This window comes from Sphingobium sp. WTD-1 (assembly GCF_030128825.1).
GTDB lineage: Bacteria > Pseudomonadota > Alphaproteobacteria > Sphingomonadales > Sphingomonadaceae > Sphingobium.
In genome coordinates this window covers 1405065-1427800 of sequence record NZ_CP119127.1, presented here as the reverse complement: position 1 = coordinate 1427800, position 22736 = coordinate 1405065, and the positions used below count along the sequence as shown (strand labels likewise).

Here is a 22736-nt window from a genome sequence, read left to right as displayed (position 1 = left end):
CCCGCCTATCACGCAACATCATTTGTTGCAAATGCGCGAGGCGCGATTATGTAACTTATCAAGTATCGTGATTCGACGCAGCCATTGAAAGGAAGACCCATGCATGACGTGATCGTGATCGGCGGCAGCTTTGCCGGCCAGTCGGCGGCGATGCAGCTCGCCCGCGCGCGGCAGGATGTGCTGCTGATTGATGCCGGCCTGCCGCGGAACCGCTTTGCCGACGCTGCCCATGGCTTCCTGGGGCAGGATGGCCGCACGCCCCGCGCCATCATCCGCGATGCCGAACGCCAGTTGCTTGCCTATCCCACCGCGCGGATGCTGGCCGGCGAAGTGCGCCATGCCACCAAGACCAGCGACGGCTTCGCCCTGACCCTGGCCAGCGGCGAAACCCGACTGGCCCGGCGGCTGATATTGGCAACCGGCGTGACCGACGAGCTGCCGCCGATCCCCGGCATGGCCGAACGCTGGGGCGAGACCGTGCTGCACTGTCCCTATTGCCATGGCTATGAAGTGCGCGACCATCCGCTCGGCATCATCGCCAACCACCCGATGTCCGCGCATCAGGCCGCGCTGATCCCCGACTGGGGGCCATCCACTTATTTCACCCAGGGCCAGTATGAGCCGGACGATGCCGAACGCGCCCGGCTGGAAGCGCGCGGCGTCGCGATCGAGCGGGTGCCCGTCGTCGCGCTGATCGGCGACGCGCCCGCGCTGAGCGCCGTGCAACTGGCCGACGGCCGGACGATAGAAATCGCCGCCGTCTTCACCGCTCCCAGAACGCAGCTCAGCAGCGATGTCGCGGTCCAGCTCGGCTGCGCGCTGGAGGATGGCCCGACCGGCCCCTTCATCAGCATCGACGCCTGGGGCCTGACCTCGGTGCTCGGCGTCTATGCCGCCGGCGACGCCACCTCCCCCATGCATAATGCGACCTTTGCCTCTGCCTCGGGCGTCAAGGCCGGGGTCGGCGCGCACCAGTCGCTGGCCTTCGCCTGACAGGCGGGGACGGGGCTGGACGGCGGCGCGCTATTTCCAGAAGCCCGCCAGCTTGCGCACCGACGCCTCGGCAGCTTCGCGGTCGGGCGTCTCGTTGGCGTCGCCATAACCGAACCAGTCGTCGTCCCCGACCTCCTGCACCACGATGCCGTCGCGCCGCGCCAGCATCGCCAGCTTGTCATGATAGACGCCATAGGTGGCGCCCGCCTGCGGGATCAGCCAGGCGATCTGGCCGCGCACCGGCACGATGCTCTCGTCCCGCCACAAAGCCCGCGCGCCATAGCCGGTGCAGTTGATGACTGTCTTCTGCTTCAGCCGCATCACGTCCTGGGGTTCGTGCAATTCCATCGGCACGATGCGGCCGCCGCCGATCAGGAAATCCGTGGTCAGTTGATGGGCGAGATCGGCGACATTGAAGGTCAGCGAACTGCTGCGCCGGGCCCGCTCGGTGCGGAAGGGATGGGTGCCCGGCTCCAGCTCGACCGATCGCGGCATGATGTCATGCAGCCGCTCCTCCAGCCGGATGAAGCGATCGGGCCGCTCCGGCGTCACCCTCTGGACGGCGGGCGCCACGGCCAGACCGTCCGACAGCATGTAACGGTCGGTCCATTCCACCGGATCGCCCGGCAGGCCGAGCAGCCCCTGATAGAAAGCGAAGGATCGCCGCGCCATCGCCTCCCAGCGATCGCCAAAGCCGGCATCCACGCCGCCCTCCATCGCGATCCGTGAATCGGGCGACCAGGTGCCGGTCGCCCGCGCCGATCGCACGTCGGGGAATTGCTCCCTGGCATAGATCGTCACTTTCGCCCCGGCGCGCTGGGCGGTGAGCGCAGTGGTGAGGCCGATCGCACCGGCGCCGATGACGGCGATATCCGTCACCCCCTCCGCCAGCGCCATGCCGACCGCAACCTCGGCCGATCCCCAGGACAGCGACCAGCCGCTGCCGCCATGGCCATAATGATGGACGACCCGCTTGCGCCCCACCTCTTCCGCCGCGATGCGCGGCCCGGCGGCGCGGAAGGGCCGCAGGCAGACGGTGATGCGGAAGATGCGATCGGGCGTCGCGCGGATCGGCTCCAGCCCGGCCAGCGGATCGAACAGGGTTGCCGCATCCGCCCCCGCCGCCAGCGACAGGGCGCCCAGCCCGCCCAGGCCCCGCGCCAGAAAATCGCGTCTGTCCATGATCCTGCCCCCTCTTTGTCGATCGGTTCAACGAAGCGCCCGAACATAACCGTAACGGTCCGTCGCGTAACGGACACAAGCGGGTTGCCCCACCGTTGTTAATTGCCCATTAAGACCAGATGAACGCGCTCCGTCCCGAACGATCCCTCGTCGTTCTGCTGCTCGCTCTTGCCACCGTGGTCGTTGCGGTGAGCGGCACCATCTGGCTCTACCGCAGCCAGCAAGCCGAAATCGGCTGGGTCAATCACACGTTGCGCGTCGAAAACCGCCTGTCGGTCATCCTGTCGCGGGTGCAGGCCGCCGAAAGCGCCCAGCGCGGCTATATGCTGACCCGGCAGGACCCCTTCCTGGGGCCGTTCGACGCGTTCAAGGCGGACTGGCCGGGCGAGATCGCGCAATTGCGCGACGATGTGCGCGACAATCCGGAACAGGTGCAGGCGACCGATCGGCTGGGCCAGATGCTGGCGCAGCGCCTGACCCTGCTGGAGGGCGGGATCGAATTGCGACGGCGCAACCGCCCGGTCGATCCCAACGCCTTTGCGCCGGGCCTGATGTCGATGGCCGGCATCCATGCCCATATCACCGCCATGAAGGCGCGCGAGACAGACCTGCTGCGCCTGCGCAGTATCGAGGCCAACCGGCTGACCTTCTGGGTTACGGCCAGCCTGTCGGTCAGTGCCGCTTTGGTCATCATCCTGGGCCTGCTGGCACTGCGCAATGCGCGCCGCCGCATGATCGAGGCGGTCGCGAGCGAACGGGCGCTCGCTGACGCCAATGCCCGGCTGGTCAGCGAAGCGGAACAGCGCACGGCGATGGAGGCGCAGGTCCGTCAGCTCCAGAAGATGGAATCGATCGGCCAGCTGACCGGCGGCATCGCCCATGACTTCAACAATATGCTCGCTGTCGTCATCGGCTCGCTCGACATGGCGCGCCGCCGCCTGCCGGCCGACATCGATCGGCGCATCAGCAACGGCCTCGACAATGCGACCGAGGGGGCGCAGCGCGCCGCGCAACTGACCGCGCGGCTGCTCGCCTTCTCGCGCCAGCAACCACTGGCGCCGCAGTCGACCGACGTGAACAAGCTGGTGGGCGGCATGTCGGACATGCTGCGCCGCACGATCGGCGAGCGGGTGCGGGTGGAAAGCGTGCTGGCCGGCGGCCTGTGGCGGGCCAGCATCGATCCCGGCCAGCTGGAAGCGGCGATCCTGAACCTGTGCGTCAATGCCCGCGACGCCATGCCCGATGGCGGCCGGCTGACGGTCGAAACCGGCAATGCCTATCTCGACGATGCCTATGCCGCCGCCCATGCGGAGGTGATCCCCGGCCAATATGTGCTGGTGTCGGTCACCGACAGCGGCACCGGCATGACGCCCGACGTGGTCGAGCGCGCCTTCGATCCCTTCTTCACCACCAAGGGCGTGGGCAAGGGCACGGGCCTGGGCCTGAGCCAGGTGTTCGGCTTTGTCCGCCAGTCGCACGGCCATGTGAAAATCTATTCCGAACCCGGTCAGGGCAGCACGATCAAGATCTATCTGCCCCGCCATTATGGCGTGCCGGTCGCCGATCCGGTGGCGCCCGCCATCGCCCTCGACCTGCCCCGTGCCCAGGGGGACGAGATCATCCTGGTGGTCGAGGATGAGGACCGGGTGCGCCACATGTCGGTCGATTCCCTGCGCGAACTGGGCTACACCATCGTCCAGGCCGCCGATGGCGAACAGGCGCTGGCAATGCTGGCGATCGAACCGCGGGTCGACCTGCTCTTCACCGACATCGTCATGCCCGGCATAAACGGCCGCATCCTGGCCGACCGCGCCCGTGCCGACCGGCCGGAGCTGCGCGTCCTCTACACCACCGGCTATACCCGCAACGCCATCGTCCATAACGGCATGCTCGATCCCGGCGTCGCCTTCCTGGCCAAGCCCTTCACCATGGACCAGCTCGCCGGCAAGGTGCGCCAGGTGCTGGACGAGGAACCGGCCTGATCTGGATTATGGACAAGCCGGATTCAGGAACGTAACATGAACATATGTCCGCCCTGTCCACCCGTGAAAAGCTAGAAATCCTTGCCGATGCCGCCAAATATGACGCGTCCTGCGCCTCGTCCGGCACGACCAAGCGGGATTCGCGCGACGGCAAGGGGATAGGCTCGACCGAAGGCATGGGCATTTGCCATGCCTATGCGCCCGATGGCCGCTGCATCTCGCTGCTGAAGATATTGCTGACCAACAGCTGCATCTTCGATTGCCATTATTGCATCAATCGCCGGTCGAGCGATGTCCGCCGCGCCCGCTTCACCGCGCGCGAAGTGGTCGACCTCACGCTCAGCTTCTACCGCCGCAACTATATCGAGGGGCTGTTCCTCTCCTCCGGCATCATCCGCTCGTCCGACTATACGATGGAGCAGATGGTCGAGGTCGCCCGCAGCCTGCGCGAGGATCATGATTTTCGCGGCTATATCCATCTGAAGACCATTCCCGACGCCGACCCGGAGCTGCTGCATCAGGCCGGCCTCCATGCCGATCGGCTGTCGATCAATGTCGAGCTGCCGACCGAACCCGGCCTCAAGCAGCTGGCGCCGGAAAAGGACGGCCGCCGGATCGAGGGGGCGATGGCGCAGATGCGCAGCCAGATGGACGATATGGGCGACGCCCGCCGCAAATATCGCCACGCCCCGCGCTTTGCCCCGGCGGGCCAGTCGACCCAGATGATCGTCGGTGCCGATGCCGCCGATGATCGCGCCATCATCCAGCGCGCCAGCAGCCTCTATGACCGGCACCGGCTGCGTCGCGTCTATTACAGCGCCTTCTCCCCCATCCCCTCGCCCAGCAGCGTGCTGCCGCTCAAGCGCCCGCCGCTGATGCGCGAACATCGGCTCTACCAGTCGGACTGGATGATGCGCTTCTATGGCTATTCCGCCACCGAAGTCGCCGCCGCCACCGATCGGGACAGTGGATGCCTGCCGCTCGACATCGACCCCAAGCTCGCCTGGGCCTTGCAGCATCGCGCCAGCTTCCCGGTCGACGTCAACCATGCGCCACGCGAAATGCTGCTCCGGGTGCCGGGCCTGGGGGTGAAGGCGGTCGACCGCATCCTGGCCAGTCGCCGCCATCGCCGGCTGCGGCTGGAGGATGTCGCGCGCATGACCACATCCATCGTCAAGCTGCGCCCCTTCCTGATCGCCGCCGACTGGCGCCCGGTCCAGTTGGCCGACCGAGTCGATCTGTCCGCGCGGTTGCGGCGTCCCGCCGCCCAGCTCGAACTTTTTTAAGGGGAGCCGAGGCAATTTTGCGGTTGATCGCAAGCACGGTTCATGAAACTCTTGTAACACGATCAGCAAGGGGATCGGGACTTTGGCGACACTTTTCGACAATCAGGCCATGGAGCGGCAGGGCGCAGGCTTTGCCAAGCGCATCAGCACGCATCTTGCGGCGGCCCTTGTCGTCTTCTGCCTGCTTCAGATCTTCATCGTCGCCAAGATGGGCGGCTCGCTGGTCCTGCACCTTGGCGTCATCATCGCGATCGGCGGTTTCGCCATCGCCGCCCGTGCGCTCGAACATCGCTGGCAGATGCTGGATCATAGCGGGCTGTCCCATGCCGGCCTGCGCCTGCGCTTCCGCCGCGACCTGCTCCAGCTCTGGGGCACCAGCCTGCTGGGCGCGCTGCTCTGGATTCCGGTGGCGATCATCTTCCACGCGCTGTTCGGCTAAGCGCCGAACCCTTTTTACAGGCCGGACCCTTTTTACTGGGCCATCGTTTCCCCCTTCATCGCATGAAGGAGGATTGCCCATGGCCAAGGCCAGTATTTTCGATCGCCTGAAACAGGATCATGACGCCCATCGCCAGCTGTTCGACAAGATGGCGGAGGCAACGCGCGAAAAGGATGACGACCGGCTGGAAAAGCTGTTCGACCAGTTCAAGGTCGAGGTGACAGCCCATGCCGCCGCCGAGGAAGAGACGCTCTACGCCACCATGCTCGCCCAACCCGACCTGCGCGAGGATGCCCAGCACAGCGTGTCCGAACATAAGGAAATCGACGATTTTCTGGAGGAACTGGACGGCCTCAAATTCAATGGCGATGCCTGGCGCCGCACCTTCGACCAGCTGAAGAAGCGCTACCTCCACCATATCGAGGAGGAAGAAGAAGAAATGTTCCCCGACGCCGCCAAGGCACTGAGCGCCGCCGAGGAGGAAAAGCTGGCGAAGCTGTTCGCCAAGCGCAAGCCTGCCGAACTGGCCCGTGCCGAGGCCGAGGACTGAGCGGACGGCCATGCATCGGGTGACGCTGGCGGGGCCGGACGATTTCGAGGGCTGGCGTGATGCGGCCCGCGCGCTGGCTCTGGCCGCCATTCCCGCCGACGCCATTCTCTGGGACGTTGCGGGCAGCGCCACGCCCGACCTGTTCGGCAGTGACGCAACACCCCTGCCCGCCCCCCCGGCGGATGCAGTCTTCTCCGTGCCGCGCGCCTTTGTCGAACTGGCGCAAAGCGCGATCCTCCATCGCGACCCCGCCCGCTTCGCCCTGCTCTACGGCCTGTTGCTGGCAGTCCGGGCGACGCCCGGCCGGATGGAGGATCGCGCTGATCCGCTGCTCCGCCGGGTCGAGGATCTGGCCAAGGCGGTGCGGCGCGATATCCACAAGATGCGCGCCTTCGTCCGCTTCCGCGAACTGGATGAAGGCGACGGCCCGCGCTTCATCGCCTGGTTCGAGCCGGACCATCATATCGTCCGCGCCAATGCCGGCTTCTTCACCCGCCGCTTCGCCTCGATGCGCTGGTCGATCCTGACGCCGGAGGTCAGCATCCACTGGGATGGCGACATATTGACCGAAGGCCCCGGCGCGCAGCGCGGCGACGCCCCGGCCGAAGATCCCGTCGAAGATGTGTGGAAGGGCTATTATGCCGCCATCTTCAACCCGGCCCGGCTGAAGACCGGGGCGATGCTGTCAGAAATGCCGCGCAAATATTGGCGCAACCTGCCCGAAGCCGCCCTCATCCCCGATCTGGTCGCCGGCGCCCAGGCGCGCGAGGCGGCGATGATCGCCACCGCTCCCCGCCCCGCAGCCCGCACGGGCAACAGCCGCGCTGCCTGGCAGGCGTTGCGGAACGAAGCGATGGCCTGCACCCGCTGCCCGCTGCACGGGCCGGCCACGCAGACCGTGTTCGGCGAAGGTCCGCTCGACGCATCTTTGCTCTTCATCGGCGAACAGCCGGGCGATCAGGAGGATCTGGCTGGCCGCCCCTTTGTCGGCCCCGCCGGGCAATTGTTCGATGCCGCGCTGGCCGAAGCCGGCGTGGATCGGGCACGCGCCTATGTCACCAACGCCGTCAAGCATTTCAAATATGAGCAGCGCGGCAAGCGCCGCCTGCACCAGACGCCCGACGTGCCGGAGATCAAGGCCTGCCGCTGGTGGCTGGAACAGGAACTGGACCTGATCCGCCCGCGTATCATCGTCGCTTTGGGGGCCACCGCCGCTCGCGCCCTGCTGGGCAAGCCTGTGACGATCAGCCAGATGCGCAGCCGTCCCCTCCCGCTCGACCACGGCGCCGAAGCCTGGATCACCGTCCATCCCAGCTACCTGCTGCGCCTGCCCGACCCCGATCGCCAGGCGCAGGAACAGGCCCGCTTCGTCGCCGATCTGCGGATGGTCGGCGAACGGCTCCACGCCCGGACCTGACATAAATCCGTTGACGGCCGGCTCGCCGCGCGCGACGCTGCCGCCATCAAATTAAACAGGGGGTTACATGATCTGGGGGAAGGCAGCGGCGCTGGCCGCATGCAGCATGACGGCGCTGGTCGCGGTGTCGGCGCCGGCCGTAATGGCCAAGGATGTCGTGGTCCATGCCGGACGGATGATCGACGGCACCGGCGCCGCCGCGCGCGAGAAAGTGTCGATCCTGATTCATGACGATCGCATCACCGCGATCCAGCCGGGCTTCGTCACGCCCGCCGGCGCGGAGGTGATCGACCTGTCGGCCAAGACCGTGCTGCCGGGCCTGATCGACACCCATGACCATATCACCGCCGGCTGGCACAGCGGCGACCCGATCCGCAACGCGGTGACGCGCAGCGCCTATGAGGACGCGATTGAGGCAACCGGCTTCGTGCGCAACACGCTGCTCGCCGGCTTCACCTCGGTCCGCGACTGCGGCGCCGACACCCAGGTGATCGTCGCGCTCAAGAAATCGATCGACGGCGCCGTCATCCCCGGCCCGCGCCTGTGGGTGGCGGGCACGCCGCTCGGCCCGACCGGCGGCCATGGCGACGCGGTCAACGGCCTGCGCGTCGAATTTGCCGACATTCCGCACATCAGCGACAATGTGATCGACAGCCCGGAAGCCGCCCGCATCGCCGTGCGCCGGCTGAAGCGCGAAGGCGCCGACCTCATCAAGATCATGCCCTCGGGCGGGGTCATGTCGATCGGCGACGATCCCAAGCATCAGCTGATGACCGACGAGGAGATCAAGGCGGTGATCGACACCGCCCATAGCCTGGGCATGAAGGTCGCGGCCCATGCCCATGGCAAGGAGGCGATCGACCACACGATTGCGCTGGGCGTCGATTCGATCGAGCATGGCTCCTATGCCGACGCCGGCAGCTACAAGATCTTCAAGCAATATGGCGCCTATCTGGTGCCGACCATGCTGGTGGGCGAGCGCGTCTATCAGCGCGCCAAGGAGCATCCCGAACAGCTCAATCCCTCGACCGCCGAAAAGGCGCTGGTGATCGGCCCGCTGCTGCAGAAGAATCTGCGCGATGCCTATGCCGCCGGGGTCAAGATCGCCTTTGGCACCGACACGTTCGGCCTGTCCGACCATGGCGAAAATGCGCAGGAATTCGCGCTGATGGTGCGCGCGGGCATGCCGACGATGGAGGCGATCAAGGCCGCCACCGCCAATGCCGCCGACCTGCTGGGCAGCGCCGATGTCGGCACGTTGCAGGCCGGCCGCTATGCCGACCTGATCGCGGTCGACGGCGATCCGCTGGCCGATGTCCGCCAGCTCGAAAAGGTCGGCTTCGTCATGAAGGGCGGCGCCGTGGTCAAGGCCGACGGCAAGCCGATGATCTGATTCTGGTTGGGGCTGGCGTCAGACCAGCCCCAGCCGGGCCAGTTCGTTCAGCATGGCCGGCGGCATCGCTTCCAGATCGTCCGCCTCGCCCCCGCCCAGATCGGGCGGCGCATCCTTGTCCTCCAGATAGCGCCAGCCCTGATGCGCGCGCTTGGGGGCCGTGCGCACCGGGATCAGCCGTGGCGCCAGCCGGATCCAGTAGCGCCCCTGCCCGGTCTCCTGAAATCCCAGGATCGGACTGCGGCCGACCAGCGCATGGCCGTGAATCCAGTAGAGCGATCCGCCCTCCATCTCCTCCAGCCGCTTGGGCAAATAGCGGGTGGTCAGGCGCGCCTCGTCCGCATGGCTTTCCAGCCAGGCCTTGAGGGTCGCGGGGCTTTCGCTCTGGAAGGCGATCTTGGTCAGGTGCAGCGGCATTGGCGTCTAGATGGGGCGGCGGTTCAGCCGGTCAATCCCGCCGCCGTCGCCAGCCCGAGAAAAGCGAAGAAGCCCATCGAATCCGTGATCATGGTGACGAAGATGGAGGATGCCACCGCCGGGTCCAGGTTCATCCGGTCGAACGCCAGCGGCACCGCCGCGCCCGCCAACCCGGCCGTCACGATATTGGTCATCATCGCCGCGGCTATCACGCCGCCCAGCGCGACATTGTGGAACACCAGCCCGACGCCCAGCCCCAGCACCAGCGCCACGGTGCAGCCGTTGAGCAGCGCCACGCGAATTTCGCGCAATATGGTGCGACGAGCGTTCGATCCGGTAATCTGGTTGGTGGCCAGCGCGCGCACCGTCACCGCCATGGTCTGGCTGCCGGCATTGCCGCCCACCCCCGCGACGATCGGCATCAGCGTGGCGAGCGCCACCATCTTCTCGATCGTATGTTCGAAAATGCCGATGATGGTCGACGCGACCAGCGCGGTCAGCAAATTGGTCAGCAGCCAGCGCACGCGCGCGCGATAGCTGTCGATCACCGGCTCGTTGATGTCGCCTTCGCCCGCACCCGACAGGCGGAGAATATCCTCGCCCGCTTCCTCGGAAATGATGTGGACGATGTCATCGACCGTGATCATGCCGACCAGCCGGCCGCTGCCGTCGATCACCGCAGCAGAAATCAGCGCATATTTCTGGAAGCGCAGCGCCACTTCTTCCTGGTCCATGTCGACCGGGATCAGCGTCTGCTCGCGCTTCATCAGGTCGGCCATGGCAACGCCGCGCGGACAGGTCAGCACCCAGCTCAGCTGACAGGTGCCGATCGGCTTATGCCCTTCGTCGACGACGAAGATTTCCCAGAAATCGCGGGTCAGGTCGCCATTGTCGCGCAGATAGTCGATCACCTGGCCGACCGTCATATGCTCGGGCACCGCGACCAGGTCGCGCTGCATCATGCGGCCGGCGGATTCTTCGGGATAGGACAGCGCGGACTCGATCGCGGCGCGATCCTCCGGCTCCATCGCCTCCAGCACCGCCTGCTGGTCGGCCTCCTCCATGTCCTCGATGATCGCGACGGCGTCGTCGGTATCGAGTTCGGAGGCGAATTCGGCGACCTGCTCGGGCGCCAGCGCGCCGATCAGGTCGTCGCGCACATAGTCGTTGAGTTCGGACAGAACCTCCGCGCCGACCAGATCGCCCAGCGCGGCGGCCACTTCGCCACGCTGCTCGGCGGGCGTCAGTTCCAGAAGGTCGGCAATGTCGGCGGGATGCAGCGGCGAGACCAGCTCGCGCGCATGGTCTATGTCACCTTCGTCCACCGCATCCAGCACGGCGGACAGGAATTCGGGCTTCAGCCGGTCATCCTCGTCCAGGCTCGACTCGGCCTGCTCCCCGCCAGCCGAGATCAGAGTCTCGTCAGCAAGTTCCTCGTGCGGCCGCGGCTCGGCCAAATCGCCACGTTCGGTCATGGCGCGCGCAACTGTCCGGTTCCTGTAACATGTCGATGCTTTCGCCGATGCACAATATAATTGCAATGGGGTTGGACGCGCTTTGGCAACAGATGGGACAGGCTTTGCCAAACGCCGCTTCCATCCCCATCCCAAGCCTCTATATGAGGCGATCAACGCCTTCCCCAATGAGAGGATCTTTCATGGCCGACGAAACCCTTACCCTTTCCCTCGACAGCGGCGGCGACGTCGTGATCAAGCTGCGCCCGGATCTGGCGCCCGGCCATGTCGAACGCATCACCACCCTTGCCAAGGACGGCTTCTATGACGGCGTGGTCTTCCACCGCGTCATCCCCGGCTTCATGGCGCAGGGCGGCGATCCGACCGGCACCGGCATGGGCGGTTCCAAGCTGCCCGACATCAAGGCCGAATTCAGCCGCGAACCGCATGTCCGCGGCGTGTGCTCGATGGCGCGTGCGATGAACCCGAACAGCGCCAACAGCCAGTTCTTCATCTGCTTCGACGACGCCACCTTCCTCGACGGCCAATATACCGTCTGGGGCGAAGTCACCTCGGGCATGGAACATGTCGACGCGCTGCCCAAGGGCGAGCCGCCCAAGACGCCGGGCAAGATCGTCAAGGCGACCGTCGCCTAAGCGATACGCCGTCAAGGCCACCGCCAGCCCTCATGGGCGTGGCGGCGGGCCAAGCCCCGACACCGGTGCGGCCCCGCCGCGCCGGTGTCTGCGTTTCCGGGTCAGTGTTTCCGGGCCATGCCGTCGGTCGCGGAAATCAACTGCGCGGTCTGGGTCGCATTGTCCGCCTCGTCCGCCGGCGGCGCGACATAGGCGCCGATCGATTCGATATGCCAGCGCCGCTCCGCCTCGCTCGCGCCCGGCACCGCATCGACCCGGCGCAGCACCACCTGGCGCAGCCGATACCAAGGCTTGCCGTTCGCCTTCAGCCGGCCATAGACCTGCACCGGCACCGTCACGAAGCTTGATCCGGCCGCGCCCTCGATCTCGGCCGGGCTGCCGATATTGGCATGGATCTCGCTGAAACCACGGAAGCGGCCGGCAAAATGCGCATCATCCTGCGCGCCGATCGCGCTCTTGTCGTTCCACAGATCCTGCGCGTCGCTGAAGCGCTTTTCCTCCAGCAAGCCATAATAGCCCTGCACCACCTGCGCCGCGCCCTGCGCGCTGTCGGGGTCGATCGCGCCTTCCTCGGCCGGTGCCGGTTCGACCGGCAGCCCGCCGGGCGTGCCGGGCGCCGGCGGCGCCAGCGGCTCCATCAGCGCCTGCGCCTCGGCCCGGACATTATTCTCGACCTGGCTGGCATTGGCGCCATTGGCCAGATTGTCGATAGCGCTTTCCTCCCGCCCGTCGCAGGCAGTCAGGCTCATCAGGCCCAGCAGCAACGCGGCGCCGGCCATACCCCTCATAGATTTCTCCCACATCAATTGGGCTGAGTCCGGATCGGTTCGCGCCCACCGCCTCTTGTGCCATCGGTCCGCATGCGCGGTGCCGGACGGGCGCTGCCGCCCATGTCGCGCGGCGGGCGGCTCGCCTGGGGCGGGCGCTGGCCAGGCTGCGGCACATAACGCTGGTCGCCGCCGCTGGCGCCGGGACGCCCACGGCCCGGCGTGTCATTGCCGCGCGGCGGACGCGGACGGTTCCAATTGCCGTCATTGGGCCGACCATCACCGCCATTCCAGCCGGGGCGACCGCCAGGGCGTCCGTCCCCCGGCCGATTACCATCGGGGCGCCCGTCACCGGGACGATCCCAGCCCGGACGTCCATCACCGGGTCGCCCATAACCGGGCCTGCCGTCACCGGGCCGACCATTGCCCGGCCGATCCTTGCGGCGCGCTTCCCAGTAGCGACGCTGGCCATCGTTCCAGCGATGCCGCGTCCCGCCCCGATCATAGACATAATAGCCGCTGCCGGGATAATAATAGTCATTGTACCAGCCGCCATAGCCGCCGGGCGCATAGCCATAGGGCCCGTAATAGCCGTCGCCATAATAGCCGCCACCGCCATAATAGCCGGTCCCGACGCTCACGCCGCCATAGCCATAGCCGTCATCATAGGCGCAGCCCCCCAGGGCCATAGCGCTCGCGAGACCAAGCGCAGCCAGGAATCGTGATCCGGTCCGCATCATTGCCTGTCTCCTCATATGCTTCATGACCCCGGTTAACGCCGCGCGGTTGAATTGGCGGTGAATGAAAAGCGGTTCAAGATCGGGCATTTATCTGTGGTTCAGAAAAAGCGACTTTCGTTCATCCCCCTGACAGAAACCGTGTCGTTTCCAACACATAATCATGGCCTGGGCAATATTTCGCATTTCGTTCAGGAAACCTTCCGCAGGCCCCGACCATTGATGCCCCATGTCCTCGCAGACGCTTGCAGCGCACGGGACATGCCGGCGGGTCCACACCCCGGCCCAATTTTCAGAAACAGATAAAGGGTCACCCCCATGAAGACACTGCTTTTCACGGCAGTTGCTGCCGCCACCCTGTTGCCTGCCGCCGCCATGGCGCAGGAAGACAGCAGCTCCACCCGCCGCATCGAACCCTATGTCGGCGTGATGGCGGGCGTGCATAACTATGACAGCGAGACCAGCAAGGAGGGTATTCCCCCCGTCGGCTACAAGGGCCGCATGGTCGAAGGCGTCGCGGGCGTGAACTATAATGTCGCCGGCCCGCTCGTGCTGGGCGTCGAAGGCACCGTGTCCAAGGGCGTCAGCGGCGACATCGACTGGGAATATGGCGCGGCCGGCCGCGTCGGCGTGAAGGCCGGCAAGGACAGCATGTTCTTCGGCAAGGTCGGCTATCAGTGGACCAATTTCGATGCGCTGGGCAAGGATAGCCGCGACTATCATGGCATGACCTATGGCGCGGGCCTCGAACTGTCGCCCGCCGACCTTGGCAGCTCGGCCGAGCGCAGCAATGTCCGCCTGCGCGTCCAGGCCGACACGACCGGCAATTTCCATTCGATCCGCCCGATGGCCGGCGTCGTCGTCAAATATTGATCGCATGAACGGATGGGCCGGTCAGGGATCGGCCCATCTGCCAAGGCTTCATCCCTCTGCCGAGGGATCTGGGGTGCGGGACGGCCATGGACTGCGGCCGTCCCGCATTCGCCTGTTCCAATATAGTTGACTGCGTCAACAATCCATGCTGAAGCATCGGCATGGAACAGGCCATTGCAACCATCCGCACCTTCAACCGCTTCTTCACCCGCCATGTGGGGGCGATCGACGCGCGCTTCCTCGACAGCGACGCCAACCTGCCCGAGGCGCGGCTGCTGTTCGAGATCGCCCGGCTGGAACCGGTGCTGGCCAGCACGCTCCAGGCCGAACTGGACCTGGATCGCGGCTATCTGAGCCGCATGATCGCGCGTTTCGAGAAGAAGGAGTGGATCGTCCGTGATCAGGAAGCGGCCGACGCCCGCGTCCGTCCGATCCGCCTCACCACCGCCGGCCGCGCCGCCTTCGAGCAGATCGACAGCCGCCAGCGCGCCGTCGTCGCCCAGGATCTGGACCGGCTCGACAGCGTCGAGCAGCAGGATCTGCTCCAGGCGCTCACCCGCGCCCGGCTGTTGCTCGATCCCGCCAGCGGCGGCCCCTTCACCATCCGCCCCTTCCGCACCGGCGAGGTCAGCCAGGTCGTCACCCGCCAGTCGATCCTCTACGCCGCCAGCCATGGCTGGGGCCGGCCGCTCGAAACGCTGGAGGCCGAAACCGTCGCCGCCTTCCTGCGCGACTTCAAGCCGGATCGCGAACAATGCTGGATCGCGGAGATCGACGGCGTCATGGCGGGCGCGATATTCCTGACCGACGAGGGCGACGGCCTCGCCCGGCTGCGCCTGCTCCATGTCGAGCCCTTTGCCCGGCGGCGCGGCATTGGTGACGCGCTGGTCGCCAACTGCCTGCAATTCGCCCGCGACAAACATTATCGCGCCGTCACCCTCTGGACGCACAAGATATTGGAACCTGCGCGCCGCATCTATGCCCGGCATGGCTTCGTCTGCGTATCGAGCGACGTCCACACCGTCTTCGGCGACCCGATCGAGGGCGAGACCTGGCGCATCGCCCTCCATCCCTGACCGCGCCTGTCCTATCCAGCGAAGCGATGCTATAAGGGGAATGGACCGGCTGGCGGCTCGCAACATGATTTCCCACAATTGATCGATAAGATCGAAATGTGCGGGAAATGTGCGAAGTTAAGCGCGGCAAATCCTACGGAGCGGGTCGGCCATCCCCACCCGCTCCGTAGCGTTCCAACTCAGCCGCTGTTGCGCAGCGCGGTCGCGATCGCGTTGATCGACAGTTCGATGCCTTCCTTGATCCGGGCATCATCCTCGCCGGCACGATAGCGCTTGAGCAGTTCCACCTGCAACAGATTGAGCGGCTCGATATAGGGAAGCCGCAGCCGGATCGACGTCTCGGTCGTCGGGCTCCGTTCCAGCAGGCGCGACTGGCCGGTGGCGGCCAGCAGCCCATCATGGGTCAGCGACCAGCCTTCGCGGATACGCCCGAACAGCGTTTCCGCCTTGGCCTGGTCCTCGACCAGCGGCAAATATCGCGCCGCAATGCCGAGGTCCGACTTGGCCAGCACCATCTCCAGATTGGCCAGCGCCGACTGCAGGAAGGACCAATGCTGCGCCATGTCGGCCAGCAGCGCCTTGTCCTCGAACGCGGCGATCGCATGGCCAAAGCCATACCAGCCCGGCAGCATCACGCGGGCCTGTGCCCAGCTGAACACCCAGGGAATGGCGCGCAGATCCTCGATCGCGGTGCTCTTGGTCCGGCTCGCCGGGCGCGACCCGATCTTGAGACCGGAAATTTCCTGGATCGGGGTGAGCTGGCGGAAGAATTCCTTGAACCCATCGGTGCCGTAGACCAGGTCGCGATAGGCGGTGAAGGCGTTCTTCGACAGTTCGTCCATCGCCGCGGCAAAGCGGGCGGCATCCTTCGCCGACACGCCCTCGGGTTCCAGGCTGGCGAGCAGGGTCGCGCTGGTCATCGCTTCCAGATTGGTCATCGCCACGTCGCGCGTGCCGAACTTGGCAGCGATCACCTCGCCCTGTTCGGTGATGCGAATGCGCCCCTGCACGCTGCCGCGCGGCTGCGCCTGGATCGCCTTGAACGCCGAACCACCGCCACGCCCGACCGCGCCGCCCCGACCATGGAACAGCTGCATCGCCGCCCCGGCCTCGGCGAAGACCGGCTCCAGCGCCTGGCTCGCCTTGTAGAGGCTCCAGGTCGAGGTGATGTAGCCGCCATCCTTGTTGCTGTCGGAATAGCCGATCATCACTTCCTGATGGCCGCGCGCCTGCACCACCCCGGCAATTTCGGGCAGGCCGAAATAGGCGGTCATGATCTTGGGCGCGGCCTCAAGGTCGCCGATCGTCTCGAACAGCGGGATCGACATGATCGCCGCCTTGGCCGGGTCGCCATTTTCCGGCGCGCGCCACAGCCCGGCTTCCTTCAGCAGGATATTGACTTCCAGCATGTCGGACACGCTTTCGGCCTTGGAAATGATATAATGGGTGATGCACTGCGGCCCATAGGTGCGGTGCGCCTCGGCGGCGGCATGGACGATCGCCAGTTCCGACGCCGTTTCGCCGGAATATTCGGCAAAGCGCGTGCCGAGCGGCCGGTTGGTCGCCAGTTCCCTGCGCAACAGGGCGATGCGGGCAAATTCGTCGAGCCCGGCATAATCCGCCTCGACCCCGGCGACCTTCAGCAGTTCGGCGACCACGCGCTGATGCACGTCGCTATTCTGCCGCATGTCGAGCGTGGCGAGATGGAAGCCGAAGGTTTCGACCGCGCGGATCAGCCGGCCGAGCGCGCCGCCGGTCGACAGCGCGCCATCACCCTCGCTCGCCAGCCCCTGTGCCACGGTGACGAGGTCGCGGCGGAAATCGCCCGGCGCGGCGTAAGGCTCGCCCTTCAGCGCCGACGGGCGCGGCGGGGCCTTGCCGACCAGATGGACATAGGTGGTCGCCAGTCGCGCATAAATGCCCGAAATGGCCCGGCGGTAGGGCTCGTCCTGCCGGCTGGGCGATGCGTCGCCGCTCGCCTCCGCCAGCGCCAGCACCGCTTCGGGCACATGGGCGAGTTCGGTCGAGACCGACAATTCCGCGCCCAGCGCATGGATCGATTCCATATAATAGGCCAGCGCCGCCTCGCAGCCGCGGCCCAGTGCCGATCGCAGCTGCGGCGCCTGGACGAACGGGTTGCCGTCACGGTCGCCGCCGATCCAGTTGCCGACCCGCAGGAAGCTGTGCGGCCGTGCGCCCAGCACCCGCTCCCACCGGCCGTAGAGCGCCGGCAGCGTCGGCAGGAAGATGTCGCGGAAATAGGTCAGGACATTGTCGATCTCGTCCTGCACGAACAGCTTTTCGCGACGCAGCGGCCGCGTCTGCCACAGCAGCGCGATCTGGCGGAAGATCGCCTCGTCCAGATTCTCGCCGTCATCCGTCTCGGTCCGCCCGGCATCCTTCAGCTGCATCAGGTCGGCGATGCGATTCTTGTGATCGATCATGCTCTTGCGCCGCACCTCGGTCGGGTGGGCGGTCAGCACCGGCACGATCAGGCTGTGCGACAGCAATTCCAGCACCGCATCCTTGCCGATGCCATGCGATTCGAGCCTGGCCACCGCCGACGCGACATCGGCGCCGGGTTCCGCCGCCACGCCCTGCCGATCCTCGGCCAGATTGGCGAGCATCGAGAACAGCATGAAGCCGCGGGTGAAGTTGAGCGTGTCGTCGAGATTGAGGGCATCCAGGCCCGTGTCGGTCAGGTCAGCGCCTTGCAACCCGCGCGCACGGTCGACCGAGGCGGAGCGGATATATTCGGTCTGCTTGTAGAGCTTCTCCCCACCATATGCCCGAATGACATCGCCCAACAGGCGTCCCAGATAACGGATGTCGGGATTCTGCGTGATCGCAGGCGCGGATTGGGCGGGGTTTATGCTCTCCATGATGGATCGATGCTGCACCGCAACAATCAGATGGTCAAGATATTACGCGGCCAACGCTGGCAAACTGCCCAATACGGGTTGCGCGCAGGCCACAGGCTGGGCCAAAGGACGTTCGTGACCGCCAGCATCAGCATAGGAAATGACGGCACGGGCAATCCCGTGCTGGTCGATGTCGAGGAACTGCTTGCCACCCGTCTGCTCGTCCAGGGCAATTCCGGGTCGGGCAAGTCGCACCTTCTGCGCCGCCTGCTGGAGGAAAGCGCGCCGATGGTGCAGCAGGTGGTGATCGACCCGGAAGGCGATTTCGTCACCCTGGCCGACGAATATGGCCATGTCGTGATCGATGCCGGCGACTATAATGAGCGCGAGATCGTCAAGATGGCGGCCCGCATCCGCGAACATCGCGCCTCGGTGGTGCTGAGCCTCGAGTCGCTGGAACTGGAAGCGCAGATGCGCTGCGCCGCGACCTTCCTGTCGACCCTGTTCGATGCGCCGCGCGACCATTGGTATCCCGCTTTGGTGGTGGTGGACGAGGCGCAGATGTTCGCGCCGGTCGCCGCCGGCGACGTGTCGGACGAGGCCCGGCGCCTGTCGCTCGCGGCCATGACCAACCTGATGTGTCGTGGCCGCAAGCGCGGCCTGGCCGGCGTCATCGCCACCCAGCGCCTGGCCAAACTGGCCAAGAATGTCGCGGCCGAAGCATCCAACTTCCTGATGGGCCGCACCTTCCTGGACATCGACATGGCCCGCGCCGCCGACCTGCTGGGCATGGAGCGCCGCCAGGCGGAGCAGATCCGCGATCTGGAGCGTGGCCGTTTCCTGGGCCTTGGCCCGGCGATCGCGCGCCGCCCGGTGGCGGTGAAGATCGGGGCGGTGAAGACCGGCACGCGCGGCGGCACCCACAAGCTGATGCCGCCGCCGATCACCACCGGCGAGGATTTTCAGGAATTGCTGTTCGCGCGGGTCGAGGAAGAATCGATGCCGCCGCCCCCGCCCCGCGCCGAACCGCCGGCACGCCCGGCCGAGGAGATCATGCGCCAGCTTGCCGATGTGCCGTCGGCCAAGCCCGCCGCGCCGGAGCTGGATTTCGGCGAGAATGAGCCGATCGTGATCGCCGTTCTGGACGAGATCGTCGCTGATCTGGGCGACGCGGTGCCCAGCGTCGCCGCTCTGTTCCAGGATTTCGGCGTCCGCTGCCGGATGAAGGGGCTGCGCAAGCCGCCGCTCGACCTGCCCGCCTTCCGCAAGCGCTTCGCCATGGCGCTCGCCGGCATGAGCGATTCGGCCGACCCGCGCTGGGAAGAGCCGATCCGCGCCGCCGATCCGGTGCCCGAAGATATGCTGGCGCCCTTCCTGCTGATCGCCCGTGCGGCGATGGAGGGCGAGCCCTGCCCCGAGGACACGGTGCTGGCCCGCGCCTATGGCACCAGTTCGCCCGGCCGCGTCCGCCGGTTGATCGAATATATGGAGAAGCTGGGCGTGATCGTGGCACGCACCGATTTCGGCGGCCGCCGCTCGATCGGTATCCCCGCGCTCGGCCTCAGCACGGCCGCTGCCGAATGACGCAGGCGTCGGTCCTGTTCGTCTGCCTCGGCAATATCTGTCGCTCCCCGCTCGCCGAAGCTGCGCTGCGAGCGGAGGCCGAACAGGCCGGGCTGGACATAGTGGTGGATTCGGCCGGCACCGGCGACTGGCATGTCGGCGATGCGCCCGATCCGCGCGCGCAGGCGGTGGCGCGGCGCCATGGCATCGACATCAGTGGCTATCGCGGGCGACAGGCGAAGCCAGCGGATTTCCACCGCTTCACCCATATCTTCGCGCTCGACAGCGACAATCTCGCCAATCTGCGCCGCATCCGCCCCGCCGATGGCACCGCCAGCCTGTCGCTGCTGATGGACCTGGTACCGGGGTGGGAAGGCAGCGGGGTCACCGACCCCTATTATGGCATTGATGCCGGTTTCGACATCACCTGGGACGATGTCACCCGCGCCGCCAGGGCGATCGTGACCAGGCTCCAGGCCTGACCACCAACGCGATCAGGCCAGCGTCGTCGCGATCGGCAGGCCCTGCTTCAAGGTCAGGGTGACCGGGGTCCGCTCGGCGACATCGGCCAGCCGTGCCCGTTGCTCCGCGTCCAGCCCGACGATCGCCAGTGTCCGGTCGATACGCTTTTCCTCCTTGCCCGACAGGCGCAGCGCCACGTCGAGCGATTCAAGCGGCCAGCCCTTCTTTTCCGCATACATGCGCAGCGTGATCGCGGTGCAGGCCCCCAGCGCCGCCAGCAGCAGGTCATAGGGGGCCGGGCCAAGATTGGCGCCGCCCAGCGCCTCCGGCTCGTCGGCGGTGATGGCATGACCGCCGACGACGATCTCCGTGCGATACCGGTCCTTGCCGATATGGGCGCTACCCTGGGCCATGATGCTGCTCCTTATGCCGGGAGGGCGATGAATTCATGCTCGTCCGGCACCGGGGCGAAGCGCTGCGCCTGCCAGTCGGCCTTGGCCTGCTCGATCCGATCGGGCGAGGACGAGACGAAATTCCAGAAGATATGGCGCTTCTCGGGCAGCGGCTCGCCGCCCATCAGCATCAGCCGGGTCGCGCCTTTGGCCCGAAGGATGATCTCCGCGCCGGGCTTGAACACCACCAGTTCGCCGGTCGCGAAGCCACCGGTCTGGCCGATCACCTCGACTTCGCCCTGCACCACATAGATGGCGCGTTCGACATGCTCGGCCTTGAGCTGATAGCGGGCGCCGTCCTGCAGCACGATATCGGCATAGACCATGTCGGAGAAGGTCTTCACCGGCGATACCAGACCGTCGGAACTGCCGGCGATCAGGGTCAGGCGCGTGCCCGCATCCTCGATCGTCGGGATTTCGTCGGCCTTGTGATGGGCGAAACCCGGATCGACTTCCTCCGCCTGAGTCGGCAACGCCACCCAGGTCTGCAGACCGAACAGCTTGCCACCCTTGGCGCGATTTTCCTCGCTGGTGCGCTCGCTATGGACGATGCCACTGCCCGCAGTCATCCAGTTGACCTCGCCAGGGCGGATCGACTGGACCGATCCGACGCTGTCGCGGTGCAGGATTTCGCCCTCCAGCAGATAGGTGACGGTGGCGAGGCCAATATGCGGGTGCGGTCGCACATCCAGCCCCTCGCCGCTGTTGAAGGTCGCCTCGCCCATCTGGTCGAAGAAGATGAAGGGGCCGACCATGCGGCGATGCGCCGACGGCAGCGCGCGGCGGACCGAGAAGCCATCGCCCAGATCGCGGACCGGGGGCAGGATGACCAGATCGACGCCGTCGACTTCTGAAGTGCGGATGGACATGGGACTTATCCTCTTTTCGGAAAATAGGGTCAGGCGCCGAGCAGCGCCAGTGCTTCGATCTGGGCGCGGCTATAGCCCTGCGCGACGAGTGTGGGGACATGGCGTTCGGCGATCGCGCGGGTGCGGCCGGATTCGCAGAGAAATTCGCGGACATCATGCAGATGCGGAGCCAGCATCACCGGCTGGACCGTTTTCGGCCCCAGGATCGCGTCGAGCGCATGGCCGATCCGCGAGCGGACCGGGCCGGCCGCCGCCGGTTCGCCACAGCCGCAATCGGCAACGGCGCTCAATGTGGCCTTCACGTCCTGCCATTCGGCGGAGCTGAGGCGCGGGGTGGCGATGTTCAGCATGAGAAGGCTCCCTGTTCGTCTGGACCGTTTCGTTGGCTTTCTTCTAGCGCGATAGCGCTTTCAGGATCATCTGGATAAAATCGGTCACTCTGTTCTATATTTTCGAAAAGAAGGGGCGCAGCACCCGCGCCCCTCCCCTTTTTATCGTCAGGCCGCGTCGACCAGCACGATCTCGCTATCCTCGATCGCCGTCACGCGGATGACATCCAGATCCTGGATCGCCACGCCGTCACGGGCATTGGCCCGCACATCGTCGATCTGGATCGCGCCGGTCGCCGGCACCAGATAGGCCTTGCGATCCTTGCCGATCGGATATTCGGCGCTCTCGCCCGCCTTCAGCGTCGCGGCGACAACCCGCGCATCGGTGCGGATCGGCAGTGCGTCATTGTCATTCCCGTAACCCGACGCCAGCGTCACGAACTGACCGCTGCGCTCGCCCTTGGGGAAGGGACGCGAGCCCCAGCTGGGCGCTTCACCGTCGCGGGTCGGGATGATCCAGATCTGGAAGATCTGCGTCGTCACATCCTCGCGATTATATTCCGAATGGGTGATGCCGGTGCCGGCCGACATGACCTGCACATCGCCCGCCTCGGTCCGGCCCTTGTTGCCCAGATTGTCCTGATGGGTGATCGCGCCTTCGCGGACATAGGTGATGATTTCCATGTCGCGGTGCGGATGCGGCGGAAAGCCGGTGCCCGGCGCGATCGTGTCGTCATTCCAGACGCGCAGATTGCCCCAATGAACGCGGGCGGGATCATGATAGCCGGCGAACGAGAAATGATGCTTGGCATCCAGCCAGCCATGATTGGCACCACCCAGGCTGTCGAAAGGACGAAGTTCGATCATCTTGTGTCTCCTGCGGGCGGCGCATCCATCATGGGGCCGCCCTGTCGAAGACCCAATTAGCGCTTGAACGCATTTCCGTTCAGATGGATAAAATCCATCGAAACGTTCCAG

General features: G+C 66.1%; 22 protein-coding genes. 12 read left to right on the top strand and 10 right to left on the bottom strand.

Translation table 11 applies throughout. The annotated features are described in order from the left end of the window. The first annotated feature begins 99 nt into the window (after positions 1 to 99). The gene (locus tag N6H05_RS07085; protein ID WP_284113261.1) at positions 100 to 993 is read left to right on the top strand and encodes an NAD(P)/FAD-dependent oxidoreductase; all 894 of its coding nucleotides are present in this window, start codon (positions 100 to 102) and stop codon (positions 991 to 993) included. A gap of 30 nt (positions 994 to 1023) precedes the next feature. On the opposite strand, the gene N6H05_RS07080 is transcribed toward N6H05_RS07085, so the two are convergent. Further along, on the bottom strand, positions 1024 to 2175 hold the full coding sequence (locus N6H05_RS07080; protein ID WP_284113260.1) for an NAD(P)/FAD-dependent oxidoreductase: 1152 nt from the start codon (positions 2173 to 2175) through the stop codon (positions 1024 to 1026). Positions 2176 to 2294: 119 nt separating this feature from the next. Here N6H05_RS07080 and N6H05_RS07075 point away from each other — a divergent pair, with 119 nt between their 5' ends. The 6 genes from N6H05_RS07075 to N6H05_RS07050 all read left to right on the top strand — a co-directional run bounded on the left by N6H05_RS07075 (position 2295) and on the right by N6H05_RS07050 (position 9242). Next, on the top strand, positions 2295 to 4157 hold the full coding sequence (locus tag N6H05_RS07075; protein ID WP_284113259.1) for a CHASE3 domain-containing protein: 1863 nt from the start codon (positions 2295 to 2297) through the stop codon (positions 4155 to 4157). A gap of 44 nt (positions 4158 to 4201) precedes the next feature. Then, positions 4202 to 5443, top strand: a complete 1242-nt coding sequence (locus N6H05_RS07070) for a putative DNA modification/repair radical SAM protein (protein ID WP_284113258.1) — start codon at positions 4202 to 4204, stop codon at positions 5441 to 5443. 82 nt (positions 5444 to 5525) lie between these two features. Then, positions 5526 to 5882, top strand: a complete 357-nt coding sequence (locus N6H05_RS07065; protein WP_284113256.1) for a hypothetical protein — start codon at positions 5526 to 5528, stop codon at positions 5880 to 5882. Between the two features lie 79 nt (positions 5883 to 5961). Continuing rightward, a complete protein-coding gene (locus N6H05_RS07060) occupies positions 5962 to 6432 on the top strand; it encodes a hemerythrin domain-containing protein (protein WP_284113255.1) in 471 nt (156 codons plus the stop codon). Positions 6433 to 6442: 10 nt separating this feature from the next. Beyond that, a complete protein-coding gene (locus N6H05_RS07055) occupies positions 6443 to 7849 on the top strand; it encodes a UdgX family uracil-DNA binding protein (RefSeq protein WP_284113254.1) in 1407 nt (468 codons plus the stop codon). A gap of 67 nt (positions 7850 to 7916) precedes the next feature. Further along, positions 7917 to 9242 carry a metal-dependent hydrolase family protein gene (locus N6H05_RS07050; protein WP_284113253.1) on the top strand — a complete coding sequence of 442 codons (1326 nt, stop codon included), beginning with the start codon at positions 7917 to 7919 and terminating at the stop codon, positions 9240 to 9242. Between the two features lie 18 nt (positions 9243 to 9260). On the opposite strand, the gene N6H05_RS07045 is transcribed toward N6H05_RS07050, so the two are convergent. Beyond that, a complete protein-coding gene (locus tag N6H05_RS07045) occupies positions 9261 to 9659 on the bottom strand; it encodes a DUF1489 family protein (protein ID WP_010339600.1) in 399 nt (132 codons plus the stop codon). Between the two features lie 23 nt (positions 9660 to 9682). Then, a complete protein-coding gene (mgtE, locus tag N6H05_RS07040; RefSeq protein WP_284113252.1) occupies positions 9683 to 11134 on the bottom strand; it encodes a magnesium transporter in 1452 nt (483 codons plus the stop codon). A gap of 182 nt (positions 11135 to 11316) precedes the next feature. On the opposite strand from mgtE, the gene N6H05_RS07035 reads away from it, so the two are divergent. Next, a complete protein-coding gene (locus N6H05_RS07035; RefSeq protein WP_004208636.1) occupies positions 11317 to 11769 on the top strand; it encodes a peptidylprolyl isomerase in 453 nt (150 codons plus the stop codon). 101 nt (positions 11770 to 11870) lie between these two features. Here N6H05_RS07035 and N6H05_RS07030 read toward each other — a convergent pair whose 3' ends face one another. Continuing rightward, a complete protein-coding gene (locus tag N6H05_RS07030; RefSeq protein ID WP_284113251.1) occupies positions 11871 to 12557 on the bottom strand; it encodes a hypothetical protein in 687 nt (228 codons plus the stop codon). Between the two features lie 14 nt (positions 12558 to 12571). After that, a complete protein-coding gene (locus tag N6H05_RS07025) occupies positions 12572 to 13276 on the bottom strand; it encodes a peptidase (RefSeq protein ID WP_284113250.1) in 705 nt (234 codons plus the stop codon). Between the two features lie 315 nt (positions 13277 to 13591). Here N6H05_RS07025 and N6H05_RS07020 point away from each other — a divergent pair, with 315 nt between their 5' ends. Continuing rightward, positions 13592 to 14146, top strand: a complete 555-nt coding sequence (locus tag N6H05_RS07020) for an outer membrane protein (protein WP_004208639.1) — start codon at positions 13592 to 13594, stop codon at positions 14144 to 14146. A gap of 161 nt (positions 14147 to 14307) precedes the next feature. After that, on the top strand, positions 14308 to 15222 hold the full coding sequence (locus N6H05_RS07015; RefSeq protein WP_284113248.1) for a bifunctional helix-turn-helix transcriptional regulator/GNAT family N-acetyltransferase: 915 nt from the start codon (positions 14308 to 14310) through the stop codon (positions 15220 to 15222). A 179-nt stretch (positions 15223 to 15401) separates the two neighbouring features. On the opposite strand, the gene ppc is transcribed toward N6H05_RS07015, so the two are convergent. Continuing rightward, complete coding sequence (ppc, locus tag N6H05_RS07010; protein ID WP_284113247.1) at positions 15402 to 18104, bottom strand: phosphoenolpyruvate carboxylase; 2703 nt, start codon at positions 18102 to 18104, stop codon at positions 15402 to 15404. 114 nt (positions 18105 to 18218) lie between these two features. On the opposite strand from ppc, the gene N6H05_RS07005 reads away from it, so the two are divergent. Both N6H05_RS07005 and N6H05_RS07000 read left to right on the top strand, forming a co-directional pair. Further along, positions 18219 to 19667: a helicase HerA domain-containing protein gene (locus N6H05_RS07005; protein WP_278376912.1), complete on the top strand. Its 1449-nt coding sequence runs from the start codon at positions 18219 to 18221 to the stop codon at positions 19665 to 19667. Beyond that, positions 19664 to 20128: a low molecular weight protein-tyrosine-phosphatase gene (locus N6H05_RS07000; protein ID WP_284113246.1), complete on the top strand. Its 465-nt coding sequence runs from the start codon at positions 19664 to 19666 to the stop codon at positions 20126 to 20128. The genes N6H05_RS07005 and N6H05_RS07000 overlap by 4 nt, the downstream gene beginning before the upstream one ends. Positions 20129 to 20140: 12 nt before the next feature. Here N6H05_RS07000 and N6H05_RS06995 read toward each other — a convergent pair whose 3' ends face one another. From N6H05_RS06995 to N6H05_RS06980, 4 genes are all read right to left on the bottom strand, one after another. After that, the gene (locus N6H05_RS06995) at positions 20141 to 20521 is read right to left on the bottom strand and encodes an OsmC family protein (RefSeq protein ID WP_284113244.1); all 381 of its coding nucleotides are present in this window, start codon (positions 20519 to 20521) and stop codon (positions 20141 to 20143) included. An 11-nt stretch (positions 20522 to 20532) separates the two neighbouring features. Beyond that, on the bottom strand, positions 20533 to 21429 hold the full coding sequence (locus tag N6H05_RS06990; protein WP_284113243.1) for a pirin family protein: 897 nt from the start codon (positions 21427 to 21429) through the stop codon (positions 20533 to 20535). 29 nt (positions 21430 to 21458) lie between these two features. Further along, entirely contained in the window at positions 21459 to 21779 is a 321-nt protein-coding gene (locus N6H05_RS06985; protein WP_284113242.1) for a hypothetical protein, read from the bottom strand. A gap of 147 nt (positions 21780 to 21926) precedes the next feature. Then, a complete protein-coding gene (locus tag N6H05_RS06980; protein ID WP_004208647.1) occupies positions 21927 to 22625 on the bottom strand; it encodes a pirin family protein in 699 nt (232 codons plus the stop codon). Positions 22626 to 22736 lie beyond the last annotated feature (111 nt).